The organism is Candidatus Eisenbacteria bacterium, assembly GCA_016930695.1.
GTDB lineage: Bacteria > Orphanbacterota > Orphanbacteria > Orphanbacterales > Orphanbacteraceae > JAFGGD01.
The window spans coordinates 74199-90978 of record JAFGGD010000026.1; the positions used below are offsets into that span (position 1 = coordinate 74199).

A 16780-nucleotide genomic window follows, 5' to 3' on the forward strand; every position below is an offset into this window, starting at 1 on the left:
GGTATGATGGAGAAGGGCGTACACGACTCCGGCCGTTCTCCCACCGGCGGCCCCCGCGCCCCCCGAAAGGGGTGATCTCGCGCGGAGCGCGCGCGCCTCCCGACGACTCGACGGATGATACGGGGGACCGGTCCGCCCGGGGCGCGCCGCGGCGCTCCGGCGTTTCCGGCGCCGCAAGAGGATCGGAGGATCGATCGATGCGCAGGGGCAAGGAAATCCGAGTAGGAAAAAGGACGGGCCGCGCGGTGGTGGCGGCGCTTCTGATGACGGCCGGGCTTCTTGCGGCGTTTCCGGCCGGGGCGGAGATCGGCTTCACCTCCGCCTGGATCGTCGGTTCCTCACGCTACCCGACCGGCGCCGGGTGGGCGGATGTGAACGGCGATGGGTGGCCGGACCTGGTGATCGCCAACGGGCTCGACGTGGCGAACCACCCCAACGAGGTCTACTTCAACCGGAACGGCGCGATCGAGAGGGAGCCGGGATGGGTGTCGGAGGACACCCTCGCCTCGGGCAATCTCTGCCTGGTCGACTTGGACGGCGACGGGGACCCGGACATGGTGAACGCCAACCTCGGTTTCGCCGCGGAGGGGAAAACCGCCCAACCTCACACGGCCTATCGGAACGACGGAGGATCCTTCGGCGCCGCCCCCTTCTGGCGGTCCGTGCCGGGGAACGCCTTCTCCTTGGCCGTCGGTGATCCGGACGGCGACGGAGACGTGGACGTCGCCTTCGGCCAGGGCTTCAGCGCCGTGGACCCGCGCAACGCCAAACGCCAAAAGGTGGTGGTCTACTTCAACGAGGGGAAAGGCTTCGCCGGCGAACCGGGCTGGGAATCCGATTCCTCCTACGTCACCGTGGATATCGCCTTCGGCGACGTGAACGCCGACGGCTGGCAGGACCTGGCGATCACCGGACGCGGCATGGGGATTCGAATCTTCATGAACCGGGACGGCCGCCTGGAGACCACGCCTTCCTGGACGACATCCGCGATCCTCGGCGGACGGCAGATGGCCTTCGGGGACGTGGAGGACGACGGCTACGCGGACCTCGCGGTATGCGAGGTGGGTGAGTACGGCCGCGGCGAGGGGTGCTTCGTCCTTTTCCGGAACCGGGGGGGCGAGTTGGAGAAGACGCCCTCTTGGCGGAGCGACCGCTATCCGGAAGCCTCGGCGCTCGCCTGGGGGGACGCGGACGGCGACGGCGACCTCGACTTGGCCGGCGGCGGTTGGGCGATACACGCGGGGGTTTTCGAGAACCGGAACGGCGTGCTCACGCGCGAATACGTCTGGCGCCACGAACCGGGATGGGTCCAGCAGGTGGCCTGGTGCGACTTCGACGAGAACGGCCTCGTCCCGGAGAAGCGCGTCTTCACCGGCGACGGCCGCCGATCCTTCTTCGACCTCGGCGAGAAGGCGATTCACGAGATCCGCGGAGTCGCCGTCGACGGCCGCGCGCTGCCGCGCACCCGCTGGTGCTCCGATCCGCTCGAGGGTTGGCTCTCCCTCGCCGAGGCGCCGCGACCCGGCGCGACCCTTTCCGTAGCCTTCGTGCGTTCCACCGACCTCGATCTGGCCGTCACCACCATCGACCGGATCCGCCTCTACGAGAACCGCCCGTCTCCCACGCCTCGGGACGTGCGCGTGCTCGCCCTCGTCGACGACGGCTACGGCGCCAATCTCGCCCTCGATTACGTCCACCCGCTCCTCGGCCGCGTGAACCACAACATCCTGACGCTGATGGAGCGGCGCGGCTGGGAGGTCGACTTCGCCGGCGTGAAGCCGACGGTGGCGGCGTGCTCCTCGCTGGTCGATTACTGCCCCTCCGACAGCATGCGGGTGGACCGCCTCGTTTCCGCGATCGACGACCTCTCCGCCTACGACGCGCTCGTCGTCATGCCCGGCCTCGATCACACCGGGCTCCTCGCGAGTCCGGAGGCGATGGAACTCGTGCGTCGGGCCGCACGGGAGGGGCTCGTGATCGGCGGGTGGTGCCGCGGCGTGAAGGTGCTCGCCGCCGCGGGCGTCCTTCGCGGACGCCGCGTCGCCGGTCCGGAGGCGATGCGTGAACTCCTCGAGGCGGCCGGCGCGATCTACGAGGGAGAGGATGCTTGGCCGGTGACGGACGCGAACGTGGTCACGGTGAAGCGCTCCCGATATTACAGACCCAAAATGGTCGACGCGATCGGCCTGGCGGTGAAGGCGGCGCGCGAAGGGGCGTGATCCCGGCTCGCCATCCGGGAACGGCGAGCGCGGGATCGGGACGGGGGGACGATCCCTTCCCGGTCCCGCGACCCGCAGTCGTCGTAACCGATTCGAAACCAGGGCGCTCGCGCGGGGATGGCCCCGAGCGAGAACGGGCGGGAGAAGAAGACGCGCGCGAAGTCCTCTTCTCCGTGGAATGAAAAACCGCGCGTCTTGACGGCGCTAACGCAGAAGCACCATCTTGCGGATCGCCGTTTCGCCGCGGGCTTCGATACGGCAGAAGTAGACCCCGCTCGCCGCCGGTTCGCCCTGATCGTTCCGTCCGTCCCAGACGACCCGCCGGTCCGCGCCCGCTTCGACCTTTCCGCTCATGAGCTCGCGGACCCTTCGTCCCGCCGCGTCGAAAATCCGAACCGTTACGTTGTCCTCCCACGGCAGGTCGAAACCGATCGTCGTCGTCGGATTGAAGGGGTTGGGACGGTTGGCGCGGATGGCGAGGCGCTCCGGCGCGTCATGTCCGGAGCCGGTGCCGACTTCGATGGAGCAGTCGGAGATCGGATCGGGAATGCCCGCGCCGAAACAATCGGGTCCTAAAATGCATTGGGCGATGCAGTCCCTCTCCCTTTCGGAACAGAGAAGCTCGAGACCGACCAGGGAGACGACGACCTTCGAGCCGGTCGGGTGGCGTTGCAGCGAGGTGCAAAACTTGGACGGTCCTTGGTCCGTGGCGTACTTCAGAATCGACGTGGCGGTTTGGACCGTCGCCCCCTTGTCCGGGTTGTGGCGGATCGGGCAGTCCCAGTATCCCTGCGCCGCCGTGATGCCCGCGAGCACCGTTCCCACCTGTCCCACGAGCCCCATTCCGTAAGGGGGCGAGATGCCGTCGTCGTCGTCGCAGCCGCCGGAGACGCCGTTCAATCCCGCGAGTGTGGTCCAGAGGTACGCGCCGTCGGTCTCATATTCGCCGTAGGGATCGGTCCAGGCCGGGTCGGTCAGCATCTCGTCCTCGCAGAGATCATCGCCGATCAACCAGAGATTGGCGGAATCGGGGAAGGTCAAACCGTTCCGATCGATATAGTCCCGGATCTCGAGTTGCGAGCTGGGATGCACCGTCTCGGAGTTGTACTCGCCGAAGAACCAGATGACCGTGTGGTACCGCCGCGTCATGCCGTACCGGTGGTTGAGCACGCCCCCGTATCTTTGGCACGCCCAGGGCTGGGAATCGAGCCCCCGGCCCGATTCGCGCCGCGCGCCGTACCCGGCGCGGTAGAAATCGTATTGGACGCCGAGCCGGTCCAGGGTTTCCCGATAGATCTGAGAGACAAGGGGGAAGCAGCGGACGCCGCGCTTTTCGTCGTCCCGGTCCGCGCTGATGTCGTAGTCTCGCCGGCCGTAGGAATCGACCAGAAGAACCGCGTGGTTTTGGCCGGAAGGGAGGGGCCGCACCGATGTCGGGCAGGGAAGAACGCGCACGATGAACGGCCATCCTTCCCGCCGGTCGTGTTCCCGGCCGGCCGCGGTCTCCACCAGCTCCTCCGCGTTCCGGTTGATCGCGTTTCGGTTCGGGAAGGTATCGCGGTCGTCCAGGCTGTCCCTCGCGGTCATGAAGTACTCGATCTCCGTTCCCTCGGGCCAGAGTTCGGCGCCGTTCAGGTAGCACGTATTGTCGCCGCGCGTGATGATGGACGCGTACACGCCGGCGTTCTCGTGGACGCGATTCCACCGTTCGACGCCGTCCGTTTCGTCCGTTCCTTCCTCCGGCCCGAGACCGACAAGCACCTCGGCGTCCATTTCCACATGGGGACCGGATAGGGCGCGCGAATAGTTCATGGTTTTCTCGTTCCACGGCACCGTGGGGAACGCGGTGGAACCGCGCGGTCGGGACGGTTCCTTGTCCCATGTCGCGCCGCAGTCGGTGGAAATGCGCCAGTGAAGATGAACGTCCGAGTTGAGCGGGGGAGGGCCGCTATAAAGCTTGTCCGGATCGCTCACGAAGATCGTGAGGGAATCCTCCGTCTCCCAGGGAACGGTGGGGGTCAGGTCCGGGTTTTCCCGGTAAAGGGAGTGCATCGACAGAGAGCGGTCAAACGTGTCGGCGAAGCGCTGGCTCGCGCCCTGTTTCCAACGGGTCCCGTGAGAATCGAACACCCCGACGCTGACGTTGTCGACGAGATAGGTCGCCCCCGTGTGCCGGCCCATGCAGGGCAGTTCCATGGAGGCTCGGTAATCGCAGCGATCGAAGAAATCCCAGGCGAACTGGATGGAGTCGATGCCGGGGCCGAGAAATTCGGACCAGTTCCGAGCGCGGTCGACGTTCCAAAACATGCAGCCGCCGACGGAAACGTAGTTGTCTCCCCGCCAGAGACTCCAGCATCCTTTCGCCGAGTCGAAGACGCGCGTCTTCGTGTCCGTCACGTCTCCGACCTCGTCCTTGATGCAGATGTATTCGTCGGATTCGACGACGACGCCCGTCCATTGATTGTCCGGGCCCGGGCCCATCCCGTCCGGATCGTAGTAGGGATTGTCCTCGCCGCAGGCGAAGGCCGGCGAGACGAGACGGTAGTGGTAGAGGTCTTCATTGTTCTGGGTGAACGCCTCGTCGTCTGCGGCCCACATCCAGTTGTTCGAGTAGGTGCAGGTCCCGCCCTGGTTGGCGTATCCGGGATCGACTTCCATGTGCCACCAATCGCAGGTCGTCGGGACGCCGTCGACCCAACGCCCTCCGTTCCAGTATCCGCCGATCTGCGCGTGCGGATAGTGGGGAATAGCCCACTCGGGCGGCATGCCCTCTTCGAAATCTTCGTAGGTGTCGCGCGATCCGGGGTCGTTGAAGGGGTAGAAGCTGCTCGGAGAGAGCCGCCCCTTGACGGAGACGTGGTCCACCCGCCAGGCGCCGTCGGTATGGGCGCCTCCCGCACCGTCTTGGTCGTCCCAGCATTTGTCGGACAGGAAGCGCCAACGAACCAAGAGGTCCTCGGTGGAGTTGTCGAGGGAGGGACCGATCGCCGAGAAGGGATCGTACTGGGCGCATCCGTAATCGCTGCTGTCGGGGCATCCCGGTTCCGGGTTGCTCGTTCCCGTGAAGACGGCGAGGGGGAGCCATGCGGCGGTCGGCGGGTCGTTCGAAAGAGAGTAATCGAGATAGCACCAGTCGTATCCGACTTCGCAGTCGTACATGTGCACGCCGCCGACGGTGAAGCCGTCCGCCGCGTTGAACGTCTCGCCCGCCCGCCCGAGATTCAGGATCAGGTTGCAGTCATAATCGGGACCGTACCCCGACGGATTCGCCCAGTTGGGCGAATCAGCCCTTTGTCCGCACCAGGCGGTGGATTCCTCGATCATGGGGTTAAAGGCCATCAGCGTGTCCAGGTGCCAGAAGTTGGGGATCGCGGCGGTGACGTCGTAATGCCGGAAGCACCCGGGGAGACCGTAGCCGTAGTAGGAGGTGGAGGAGCAGGAGTCGTGGACGCCGGGCGCGACAAGCCCGCCTTCCCAGCACCAGGTCGCCCCGCCGGGGGCGAGTCCGGTCCCCTGGCCGCCATCCGCCGGATCACCGGTCGGATCGCAGCTCCCGTCGTCGTGAACCCGAATCCAGACCGTGTCCCCGGGCGCGGCCTGTTTTGTCGATACGAGATCGCCGGCGGAGGAAACCGATTCCCCTCGCGGATCGCGGTTCGGATCGATTCCGCGCGGCGTGGCGCGGACCGTCCCTTCGGCGGGCGCTACGAAGAGCAACGAAAGCGGGAAGAAAGCGGCGAGAATCGCGGTGGTTCGCATGCGGTTCATCGGACTGCCCTCCTCGGCCAACGCCGTGGTGGTTCCCGTTCCACGGTTGATGATGAACGGGTCGGCGAAACCGCGTGGGGGCGATGGATCATCCGCGGACGATGCGCCCCCCGTGGGGAACCTCGCTCCTTCGATCGATCGTTAGGGCGCGTGGCGAGCAGTGCTTGAGGAGTGGATCGAGATGTGTATTCGGGGAAGCGAAACCGAGTGGAGTCATTGCTCACCTCGTTTCAGCGGAAACTATACCGCAACGAGGCGTATGTGTCAAAAGAAGACCGGTGATCGGTTTGCGTCCGATCACCGGACAAGAAAACGAAGACCGTTTCCGGAATGGAAGAAACTCTCCGTACCCTCCTGTTTCCCGTCGTCCGAGGGAGAAAGATCACTCCGCCGGTTCGAGGGGGACGCAAATTTCGGTGAGGAGGTCCTCCGGGGCGGTGGTGTTGGGGTCATTCCGGTAGAACTCGAGGCTCGGAGCGGAGGCGACCTCCCGTCCTTGGCGCGCCACCCACTGCCCGCACAGCTCGGCGTAGGCCGCCGCGAGGCCGGAGTAGGGGCCTCGGTGAAGAGCCATCGCGTACTCCCCCTCGGGTAGGACCTGAGCGCCCACCTCTCCCTCGGGCTGAAAGCGCTCGTCCACCACGGCGCAGGCGTCGTATCGGATCTTTTCCGGCGGCGTCACCTCCGGGTCGTCGTGGCAGAGTCCCAAAAAACGCGTGTCCGGGCCGAGCAGCCCCTTCGGACCGAGCACCGCGCAGAGCGTCCCCCACGCCTTCCCGCATTCGTCGTAGGGACCGGTGTGCCGCACGAAGGCGACCCGGAGCGGTCCGATCGTTTCCATCCTGGCGTCCATGTTCGATCCTCCCGTGTCGATCGGTTGAAAATCCTCGGCGCCCCCTTCGGGATCGAAACGTACCCGTGCCGTTCCGTTCTCCGATACGAGGCGGCGCCGCTCGCGGAACCGGGAGGGGGAGAGACCGGTCATGGCGCCGAAAGCGCGGGTGAACGCCTCGTGGCTTTCGTATCCCGCCTCGAGCGCGATATCGAGGATCGCGCGGCGGGTCGTCGCGAGCCGAAGGGCGGCCCTCTCCAGACGGATCCTCCGGATGTGGACGGCGAGAGTCTCTCCCGTCATGCCGCGGAAGATGCGGTGGAAATGATAGGGCGAGAAGCAGGCGATGCGCGCCAGTTCCTCCAGCGACAGATCCCGGTCCAGGTTTCTTTGAATGTGAACCAGTACGCGGAGCATCCTCCGGCGGTAGTCATCGAGGGTGTCCGGTTTCACGTTCTCTCGACCTCCCGAACCGAGGATAGACGGAAGAGCGGGTACGCCGCTTGACGGTTCTTGCGGAAAAGAGGCGTCGTCCGGAAGCGGTCCCGGCGGTGTTTTCGACGACCGAGCTTCCGTCGCAATCGATTGTATGGCAATGGATTCGGCGGCGCAAGGACGGGGGGCGCCGGGGCCGTCCACCCCCTCCGCTCCCGCCCCGGAAAAGCCTCCGTTCCTTCGGAAGGCGATGCTACAATTTCTCGGAACTCGTCACGCACGCAGTGGCGCGCCTCGAGAAACCCACAACCGGGAGCGATCGATGGAAACCGCCGGGACGACAGTGAAAAAGCAATCCTTCTTGCAACAGATCCGCGGCCTACCGCCCAATTTCTGGTTCGCCAACTTGATGGAGATCTTCGAGCGACTCGCCTTCTTCGGCGTGCGGGCCGTGGCTCCCCTCTATCTGGTCGCGTCCGCGGAGAGGAACGGGCTCGGCCTCAGCTTCCAGGAGAAGGGGGACATCTACATGATCTGGGCGCTGATCCAGTGCCTGATCCCGATGGTCTCCGGCGGATACACCGAGCGCTACGGCTATCGAAAAAGCCTGGTCGTCGCCTTTCTCTTCAACATGGCCGGCTATCTCGGCATGGCGCGCTCCCTGTCGATCACCGAATCCCTCGCCGCCAACGGATGGGAGGGGGCCGGTTTCTGGGTCTTCCTCTTCTCCGCGAGCCTGGTCGCCTTCGGAACCGCCGTCTTCAAGCCGGCGGTGCACGGCACCATCGCCAAGTCGACGACCGAGGAAACCTCGTCGATGGGGTGGGGGATGTTCTACTGGGTGGTCAACATCGGCGGCGCCCTCGCCCCCATGTGCGCCGCTCCGCTCCGCGGCGAGATCAACTGGCACCTGGTCTTCTACGGCGCCATGTTCGTGACCGCCTTCAACTTCGTCCCCGCCTTCCTTCTCTACAAAGAGCCGGAGAAGACGCCGCCCAAGGAGGGCGAGGTGGAGAAAGGGCCGGTCGGCGTTTTCGTCACGTCCATCGCCACGGTCTTCAAGGACGTCCGCCTGGTGGTCTTCCTGGCGATCTTCTCCTGCTTCTGGCTGATGTTCATGCAGCTCTGGGACCTGCTCCCCAACTTCATCGAGGAGTGGGTCGACACCTCCGGCGTGGCGGGCTACTTCGGCTTCTTCAGCGGGAGCTGGCTCCTGGAGAGCGGCCAGGTGAAGCCGGAGATGATCATCAACATCAATCCCTGGTCGATCATCCTGCTGGTGATCCCCATCTCCTGGCTGGTGGGGCGAATCAACAAAGTGGCGGCGATGGTGATCGGCATGCTGATCTCCCTCGTCGGTTTCACCGCCTGCGGCGCCACCATGATCGGCTGGTTCGTCTGCCTTATGCTGCTCCTCTTCTCCATCGGCGAGATGACCTGCAGTCCCACCTTCAGCGCCTACGTGGGGCTGATCGCCCCGCCAGACAAAAAGGCGCTCTACATGGGCTACTCGAACATCCCCTTCGCCATCGGCTGGGCGCTCGGCAACGGGATCGGCGGCCGCTGGTACGAGAAGTGGTCGAGCAAGTTCGATCTCGCCCGCGAGTACATGACCGGGCACTTCGGCGTGAGCCGCGAGGCGGCGGAGGCGCTTCCCAACTCCGAGGTGATGCAGGCGTTGGCCGCGAAGATGAACGGGGGCGCCGGGGCGCCCATCCCCGAGGCGACGCGGCTTCTCTGGGACGTCTATCATCCGTGGAAGGTCTGGTTCTATCTGGGCGCCTTCGGGCTCGCCGGCACCATCGGTATGATCCTCTTCTACGTGGCGACACGGAAGACGGCGCACCGGGTGGAGGCGTAGGCGCGGCCCCGGCGGTCGGGGGGCGGAAAAGAGAGTGAAAGAGAACGGGGCGGCCGCCGGGTCGCCCCGTTTTTTAAGGCGACGGGGACCGAAGAGCCCGCGCCGCCCGTCTTTTTCCTTTGAACGTTCCGCCGCCGCCGGCCGTCTATCGATTGGAAAGGCGAAGCGGCGCCGGCGCCGAAACGGATCGGTCCGACTGGTGGGAAACGGGCCATGCCGGCGGTGTTTCCGTCCGACCACCCTCCCGCGGGATCGCCCTCAGGGGTCTCAGGCGCGTCCCCGGGAGGGTTTTTCTATGCCCCCTCCGAACCGGCCTCCCGGCCGGCCGGCCGGTACTCCACGCCGAAGACGCGGAAGAGGAAGCTGTAGACGTCGACGACGCTCGCCTCTCTCTGGGCGAGCGAACTCCCCGTGTGCCCCCCCTTTTGCTCGATCCGGAGCAGCACCGGACCGCGCGGGTCCGCCGCCAGGAACCGCGCGTTCATCTTGAAGACGTGCCACGGCTCGACGCGCGGGTCGTTCATCCCGGTGAGCGAGAGAAGGGGCGGGTAGTCCACGCCGTCCCGTATGTGGTGGTAGGGGGAATAGCCGTACATCCCCGCGAACTGAACCGAGTCTTCGACGGTGCCGAACTCGGTGACGTTGAAGCGGCCGTTGGGCGAGAACTCGCTCCGGATCATGTCGCCGAAGCCGACGTGGCTCACCACGGCGCCGATCGTTTCCGGATGGTGGACCATGACGCCGTAGACGAGCAGCCCGCCGGCGCTCCCCCCTTCGACGGCGATCCGGTCCGGCGACGCGTAACCCGCACCGGCGAGGTGGCGCGCGCAGGCGGCCATGTCGTCGATGGAGCGCTTCTTTCTCTCCAGCCTCGCCGCCTGATGCCAGGCGTCGCCGTACTCGCCGCCGCCGCGGATCCCCGCCTCGGCGTGAATTCCCCCCTGCTCGAGCCAGACGAGGCGGTTCTCCCGGAAACGGGGGCGCTGGCTGAAGCCGTAGCACCCATAGCTGGTGAGAAGGAGGGGCGCCGTGCCGTCCAAGGGCGTTTCTTTCTTTTTCATGATGAAGATCGGGATCTCGACGCCGTCGTCGGCGACCGCGAAGACGCGTGTGACTTCGACCCCGCTGAAGTCGGCGGGAGAGGTGAGGGCGAGGGCGGTCCGGCGCGCCTCTTGCAGACCGGGCCGGTACTCGTACCACGCCGGCGGCTCCGTGTGGGTCTCCCGCCGGACGAGCACGCGGTCGCCGCCCAGGTGGGTGACGCGGGAGACGCTGCTGATTTCCCCGAGTCGGACCGGGTCGAGCGGGCGCCCGGAGAGATCGACCGGTTGCAGGCGCGAGGGGCCGCCGACCATCTCGACCAGGTAGAGCCGCTTCTCACCGGCGACGAACCAGGAGATCGCGTGGTCCTTCGGTTCCGGGACGATCGTCTCCGCGCGGGCGATGTCCGGCTTCCGCGGAGAGAGGCGGAGGATCTTTTTGTTCGGCGCGTCCTTGCGGGAGAGAAGGTAGATGTTCCCGTCGCCGCCGAAACGGGCGGCCTGCACGCCGTCGGCGAAATCGGCGAAACGGGTCCAGTTCGCTCCCGGCCGGAGGAGCCAGTAGGCGTATTCACCTCCGTCGCCGTAGCTGACCGAGGCGATCACGCTCCCCTTTTCGTCCGCCTCGAGGCCGATCTCGGCGATGCGCGGGAACTCCTCGCCGATCACGTAGCGATCGTTCTCGATCGGGTCGCCGAGACGGTGAAACCAAACCTGCTGGTAAAAAGCGAGATCCTCGTCCGGCCGCTCGCCCGGATAGGGGTAGCGGGTGTAGTAGAGACCCCCGTTGTCGGCGGACCAGGCGGCGTCGCCTCCGGCGGTTCCCCCCTGCACGCGCGGGATTTCGTCGGCCAGTCTCTCTCCGGAGTCGGTGTCATAAACGTAAAGCGTTCCGTCCTCGGTGCCGTGCCGCGAAAGAGAAACGGCGATCATCGCGCCGTCGTGGGAGGGGACGTACCAGTCCATGGTCGTCCCGCCGCTCGAGTCGAGCGCGTTCGGGTCGAAGACGATCCGATAGTCGTCGGGTTTGTCGAAGGAGAGCATCTCCACCAGGAAGGGCTGCTGCGCCGGCGGCCGGTGCACGGCGGCGAAGACGCGGTTCCCGCCGCGTTTGATGGAGACGACGTCCGGCGAGTCGGAGCCGAGGAGTTCGGCGACGCGACGCGCGAGCGGCTCCCGATGCGGGCAGGCGTCCAGCCAGGCGCGGGTGTAGGCGTTCTGCGCCTCCGCCCAGGAGAGCGCCTCCGGATCGGCGGCGTTTTCCATGTAACGATAGTCGTCGCGCACGTCCACGCCCCAATAGGTGTCCGTCACGGTGTGGACCGGCGCCCGAGGCGGGCCGTCATCCCCCGGCTCGACGGAACATGCGGCCGGGAGGAGGAGGAGGGCGAAAGCGATCGAGGAGAGAAGAAGGAAGAACGGACGGCGCATGGCGCGGCCTCCTTTCATCGGATGCGGAGAGCGGTCCCGCGGGACCGGCGGGCACGATCGACGACTGATTATACACGACCCCGCCCGACCGGCGGCTTGTGGACCGCCCGGAAATGAGGAAGAATAGAAGGGGAAGGAGAAGGACGGGGATGCCGAAACACACGAAACCGGCGGCCGCCCGGCTTTTTGAGGGGCCTGCGCGCCTCCCGCTTCGTTTCGCGGCCCCCCTTCTCGCCGTCTGGGCGCTCTGCGCGCCTCTTCCCCTCGCCGCCTACACGCTCGCGCCGGAGGGAGACCCGGACTACGAGGAGGCGGAGCGCTTCGTCTTCGGTCCCGCCGACCTTCCGCTCATCGAGGTGACCCTCGATCCGGAGGATTTCGACTCTTTCCTCGATGATCCTTGGCAGGAGGAGTACCGGCGCTGCACGGTCCGGTTCGTGAATTCCCTGACCGACGAAACGGTGCGCGACGTGGGGATCCGCGTTCGGGGGAACACCTCCCGGGCGGCGACCAAGAAGTCGTGGAAGCTGAGCTTCAACACCTTCGTCTCCGGTCGTCATTTCCACGGCATGGAGAAGATGAACCTGAACGGCGACCGGAACGACCCGAGCCTGGTCCGTTCCTCACTCGCCTTCGCGCTCTACCGCGCCGTCGGCGTTCCCGCGCCGCGGGCGCGGCACGTCCGCCTGAAGATCAACGACGGGTCGGAGGTGGAGGGCGTGTTCGTTCTCATCGAGCAGGTGGACGAGGAATTCGCCGAGGCGTGGTTCGGGAACAAGAGCGGGAGCCTTTACAAGTGTCTGTATAAAGAGGATCGCGCCGATCTTCGCTACGTCGCGCCCGGCGACGGAGGGACCTACCGCGCCCTGGGGGGCGGAGAGACCTACGGCGAGAAGAATCTGGACGCGCCGGATTACGAGGATCTCGCCGCCTTCATCGATTTCGTGAACCATGCCGACGACGAGACCTTCGCCCGGGAGCTGGGGAACCGCTTCGCCCTGGACGATTTTCTTCGGGCGCTGGCGGTGGACCTATTGATCGGCAATTGGGACAACTATTGGTACGGCGCCAACAACTACTACCTCTACCGGAACGAGGCGAACGGCCTTTTCGAGTGGATCCCCCACGACATGGACAACACGTTCGGCGTCGATTTTTTCGGCATCAACTGGGCTTCGCGGGCCGTGGAGACCTGGGGGGACGGCGGCTTCGGCTCCACGGGCGGATCCCTCCCGCCGTTGATCGACCGCGTGCTCCGCGTTCCCGCCTTCGAGAAGCGCCTGCGAGGCTATTTGCGCGATTTCGCGATTGTCCCCGTCTCCCTCTCCGACCAGGAGCCGTTCATCGAACGGATGCGAACGTCGATCACTCCTTTCGTGTTCGAGGGCTCCTACCGGAACGGGCGGATGGACTGGGGATACGGGAAGGGGGATTTCATCGACGCCTTCGACTATCCCTCCTCCTTCGCCGGAAGCCGGGACACGCGGGACTACGGCGTGAAGCCGTTCATCGAGGATCGGGCGCGATGGGTGGAGTGGCACGTGGACCGGCCCGGCTATCTCCCCTTCCTCCGCGTGAACGAAGCGCTCGCCGAGAATCGGAACGGGGATCGGGACGAGGCGGGGGAGAGGGAGGACTGGATCGAGATCGAAAACCGGTGGGTATCGATCATCGATCTCGGCGGCATGTATCTGACCGACGATCCGGCGGTCCCGAAGAAGTGGCGGATCCCCGATGGGATAAGGATCGACGCGGGAGAGAGGCTCCGTTTCTGGTGCGACGGGGAAACGGAGGAGGGGCCGGCGCACGCCGGTTTCCGTCTCGACCCCTCCGGCGCGGCGATCGCGCTCGTCCATCGCGAGGAGGAGAGGAACACGGTGGTCGATGTGCTCGCCTACCGCGAGCTGGGCGCGGACGTCTCCTTCGGGCGCGACCCCGACCACGTGGAGCGGACCGGCTACTCGGCGACGCCCACGCCGGGCGCGCCGAATCATTTGGACGCGAACATTCCCCCGCTCCTCGATCGCGTGTTTTGCGAGCCGCCGGTTCCGCGGGACGACGAACCGTTCCGGATCGTCGTGAGGGCGCGCGACCTGGACGGCCGCGTGGATTCCGTCTTTCTCCACGTCGGCGCGGGGGGAGAGACGGTTCGCCTTCCGATGGAGAAAGAGGGAGGCGACCGGTACGGCCTTTTCCTGAACGGCATGCCGGAGGGAACAAGGATCGCCTGGCATGTGGAGGCGTGGGACGACGACGGCGCCCTCTCCGTCGACCCGCCCGGCGCGCCCGCCTCCCGTTTCGGGTGCGTCGTCGAATACGCCCCGCCGCCGCTTTTCCTGAACGAGATCGCCGCCGGCGGCGCGGAGGGAACGGGGGCCTCGGACGAACCCGCGGGCGGCTGGATCGAGATCCGGAACGACGGCGCCGCCCCGGCCCGTCTGGGCGGTCTCCGAATCTCCGCCGAACCGGACACGGCCGATGTGCTGGTCCTCCCGGAAGCGTCCCTCGAGCCGGGCGGCTATCTGGTGGTCCGATGCGAAAGGCGCGCGGCCGCGGCCGAGGCGAACGATTGGAGCGCCCCTTTCCTTCTGTCCGCCTCGGGAGGGAAGGTGCGTTTGTCGGCGTCGATCGAGGAGGGCGGCGTGACGATCGATTCGGTCGTCTACGAGTCGATGGAGCCGGGCGCCGCCTGGGGACGATCGGGGGATGAGGGACTCTGGGCGCCGCTCGCCGCCGCCACGCCGGGCGGCCCGAACGGCGCGCCGGCGACCGTTCCCGGCGCGTCGACCGCGCCCGTCCGGACGATCCGACTCAGCCCCCATCCGGTACGCGCTTCCGCCGGATCGACGATCCTCTTCGAGTTGGATCGCGCCTCCAACGTCCGCATTAGGCTCTACGACGCCGCCGGCAGGCTGGCGGCGGAAGTCCTCGACGAGCGCCTCGCCCCCGGCCCGCGCCGGATCGAGTGGAGCCCCCGAACCGAGGCGGGCCGCGAACTCGCGCCGGGGGTCTACTTTCTTCGCGTGGAGACCGAAACCGGGGTCCGGACCGGCAAAGCCGTTCTTCTTCGATGAGAAGCTCCGCCGAAACCGTCCGCTCCGCATCTGAATATTCAGGAATAAAATAGAAGGCGCGGCGCGCGACACGCCCGGCCGGGATCAGTTCACGTAGCCGAGGGCGCGCAGGAGCTCCATGCTCTCGTCGTCCAGCTCGCGGTTGGGCGAGCCGTCGGCCCGTTTCCGTCCCGTCTCGTAGGTGGGGATTTCGCGGATCGGATGGCGCGCCCAGAAAGAGTCCTCCACGAACTCCCGGGCCACGCCGCCGTCCATGTCGGCGCCGACGGGCATGCCGAGGAGGGCGAGCACGGTCGGCGCGATTTCATACACGTGGATCGACCGGCGTTCCGGCGTGGGCGCCGTCGGACCGCCCGCCATGACGAGGAATCCGTCCGGCGCGCGCGAGTGGCCGTACTGGGCGTTTTCCCAGCCGTGGTCGCTGAGGACGATCACCACCGTGTTCGAATCGGGCCGCGCGATGTCCAGCACCGATTGGAGGAGTCGGTCGCAGTGCCGGTAGTTGTTCTCCACCACGGTCCGGAATCGGCGCTCCGGGTACCGGTCCAGATCTCCGGCGGGGAGATCCTTCATTCGCCAGGCGAGGTGGTGGGAGTTGTCCATGGCGCGGAAGAAGACGGCGCCGAGCCTCCAGTCCGGCCGCATGGGAAAGACGGCGCGGGCCACCTCCACGTTGCTCAGATCGCGGGCCATCTCCGACCGCGCGACGCGGAACCACTTGGGGAAGTCCTCGCGCAGCTTCGCGCGGCCTTCCGCGTCGAGGTCTTTCGCGTCCAGCATGTCGAAGAGGAGGTTCTCGTCGAGTTCGTCCGGGGCGATTACTTTCTCGAGCAACGAGGGAACGATCTCCTCCGGCCACGCGAGACCGGGGACCGGCGAGCGGGTGAGCTTGTGCTTGTGGAGTTGGTCGGAGACGTGGATTCCGTCGGACGGCGGAACCGGATAGGTGACGTACCAGTCGAGCATGATGGTCGGGAATCCGTACTGGTCGAGAATGTCCCAAACGGGGCGGACGAGCACGTCGCCCGTCTGGTTCAAGACGGTGGGAAAGCCGATGCGCTTTTCATAAAAAGCGACGGCCATACGGACCGGTTTCGTCCATGTGGGACAGCGGCGGATCTGATGGGGGACCGGCGGCAGACCGAGGGGGAGGGCGGTGCGGTAGTGGTCGTGAACGCCGTGCTTGTCCGCCGATTTTCCCGTGGCGATGCTCGTCCAGAGCGGCGGCGAGAAGGAGGGGAGCACTACCTTCAAGTTCGCCGAGACGCCGCGGTCACAGAGAGCGGCGAGGGCCGGCAGTTCGCCACGCTCGATCATGGGGTCGAGGATCTCCCAGGTTCCACCGTCCAGGCCGACGATGAGCACGCGGAGGCCCGTTTCGTCGATCCCCCCCGCCTGTTCCACGCCGCCGGTTCCCTCCGGCGGGGGGGCGGTGCGCGGGGGAGCCGCGACGCCGAGCCGCGCCCCTCCGGCGACGATGCCGAGGAGGGCGACTCCGGCGAATAGAGAGAGGGCGAATCGCGGCCGTTTCGAGAGGACGCTGCGAAAAACGAAAAAGAGCGCGAGAACCGCCGCGGCGATCAGGAGAGTGACGCCGTCCCTTTGCAGGTTGTCGGTGCGCGTGTCCATTCTCTCCCGGTATTGGGAGAGGGCGAGAACGAGAAGAAGAGCCCAGACGCCGGGTAGGTAGGGGAGGGCCGGCAAGCGCTTCTTCCAACGGCGGTAGGCCAGGCAGGCGACTCCGGAGACGGAGAGCGCCAGAAGGGCGTATCCGATTCCGATGAGAATCGCGACCGCCGCGTGACCGGCGCCGACGGGGAAGAGCTGGTTCGTGCGGGTGAAGTAGTTCGTCTCCCAGACCCCGAAGGCGAGGCCCCAGAGGAGGGAGACCCACAGGGTGACGCGTCCCATACCGTTCTCCCGGGGGGATCTCCCGGGGCGGGCGCCGGCGGCCGTGCAGGGGGCGGCCGGGTCCGAGCGGACGGCGCGGACACCGGGTCCGCCGGCCGCCTCTTCCGGGAAGAGCGAGCGCGCCGCCGCCGAACGGAATCTCCGCGGCGGGGGCGTCTTTCGAATTGTATCCCCCACGGCGCGCGAAGTCCAGCGGGCGCGCCCTTCCT

The 16780-nt window shown here is 66.6% G+C and carries 7 protein-coding genes; 3 read left to right on the forward strand and 4 right to left on the reverse strand.

Going from position 1 to position 16780, the window contains the following annotated elements; genetic code table 11:
• Nucleotides 1-197: 197 nt before the first annotated feature.
• Nucleotides 198-2219: a VCBS repeat-containing protein gene (locus tag JW958_04520; GenBank protein ID MBN1825509.1), complete on the forward strand. Its 2022-nt coding sequence runs from the start codon at nucleotides 198-200 to the stop codon at nucleotides 2217-2219.
• Nucleotides 2220-2423: 204 nt separating this feature from the next.
• Here the strand turns inward: JW958_04520 and JW958_04525 are convergent, their stop codons facing one another.
• Nucleotides 2424-5987 (reverse strand): T9SS type A sorting domain-containing protein, encoded by a 3564-nt coding sequence (locus JW958_04525; GenBank protein MBN1825510.1) that lies wholly within the window; start codon nucleotides 5985-5987, stop codon nucleotides 2424-2426.
• Between the two features lie 382 nt (nucleotides 5988-6369).
• Complete coding sequence (locus tag JW958_04530; protein MBN1825511.1) at nucleotides 6370-7236, reverse strand: AraC family transcriptional regulator; 867 nt, start codon at nucleotides 7234-7236, stop codon at nucleotides 6370-6372.
• A 340-nt stretch (nucleotides 7237-7576) separates the two neighbouring features.
• Between JW958_04530 and JW958_04535 the strand changes: the two genes are divergently transcribed.
• Nucleotides 7577-9115: an MFS transporter gene (locus JW958_04535; protein MBN1825512.1), complete on the forward strand. Its 1539-nt coding sequence runs from the start codon at nucleotides 7577-7579 to the stop codon at nucleotides 9113-9115.
• Nucleotides 9116-9408: 293 nt separating this feature from the next.
• On the opposite strand, the gene JW958_04540 is transcribed toward JW958_04535, so the two are convergent.
• A complete protein-coding gene (locus JW958_04540; GenBank protein MBN1825513.1) occupies nucleotides 9409-11586 on the reverse strand; it encodes a S9 family peptidase in 2178 nt (725 codons plus the stop codon).
• 149 nt (nucleotides 11587-11735) lie between these two features.
• Between JW958_04540 and JW958_04545 the strand changes: the two genes are divergently transcribed.
• Nucleotides 11736-14660 (forward strand): CotH kinase family protein, encoded by a 2925-nt coding sequence (locus JW958_04545; protein ID MBN1825514.1) that lies wholly within the window; start codon nucleotides 11736-11738, stop codon nucleotides 14658-14660.
• Nucleotides 14661-14744: 84 nt separating this feature from the next.
• Here the strand turns inward: JW958_04545 and JW958_04550 are convergent, their stop codons facing one another.
• Nucleotides 14745-16571, reverse strand: coding sequence for an alkaline phosphatase family protein (locus JW958_04550; protein ID MBN1825515.1), 1827 nt, complete (start codon nucleotides 16569-16571; stop codon nucleotides 14745-14747).
• Nucleotides 16572-16780: the final 209 nt, after the last annotated feature.

Excerpts from the sequence above, each read along its gene's own strand:
- JW958_04520 (MBN1825509.1), top strand. The coding sequence starts at position 198 with ATGCGCAGGGGCAAGGAAATCCGAGTAGGAAAAAGGACGGGCCGCGCG.
- JW958_04525 (MBN1825510.1), bottom strand. The coding sequence starts at position 5,987 with ATGAACCGCATGCGAACCACCGCGATTCTCGCCGCTTTCTTCCCGCTT.
- JW958_04530 (MBN1825511.1), bottom strand. The coding sequence starts at position 7,236 with ATGCTCCGCGTACTGGTTCACATTCAAAGAAACCTGGACCGGGATCTG.
- JW958_04535 (MBN1825512.1), top strand. The coding sequence starts at position 7,577 with ATGGAAACCGCCGGGACGACAGTGAAAAAGCAATCCTTCTTGCAACAG.
- JW958_04540 (MBN1825513.1), bottom strand. The coding sequence starts at position 11,586 with ATGCGCCGTCCGTTCTTCCTTCTTCTCTCCTCGATCGCTTTCGCCCTC.
- JW958_04545 (MBN1825514.1), top strand. The coding sequence starts at position 11,736 with ATGCCGAAACACACGAAACCGGCGGCCGCCCGGCTTTTTGAGGGGCCT.
- JW958_04550 (MBN1825515.1), bottom strand. The coding sequence starts at position 16,571 with ATGGGACGCGTCACCCTGTGGGTCTCCCTCCTCTGGGGCCTCGCCTTC.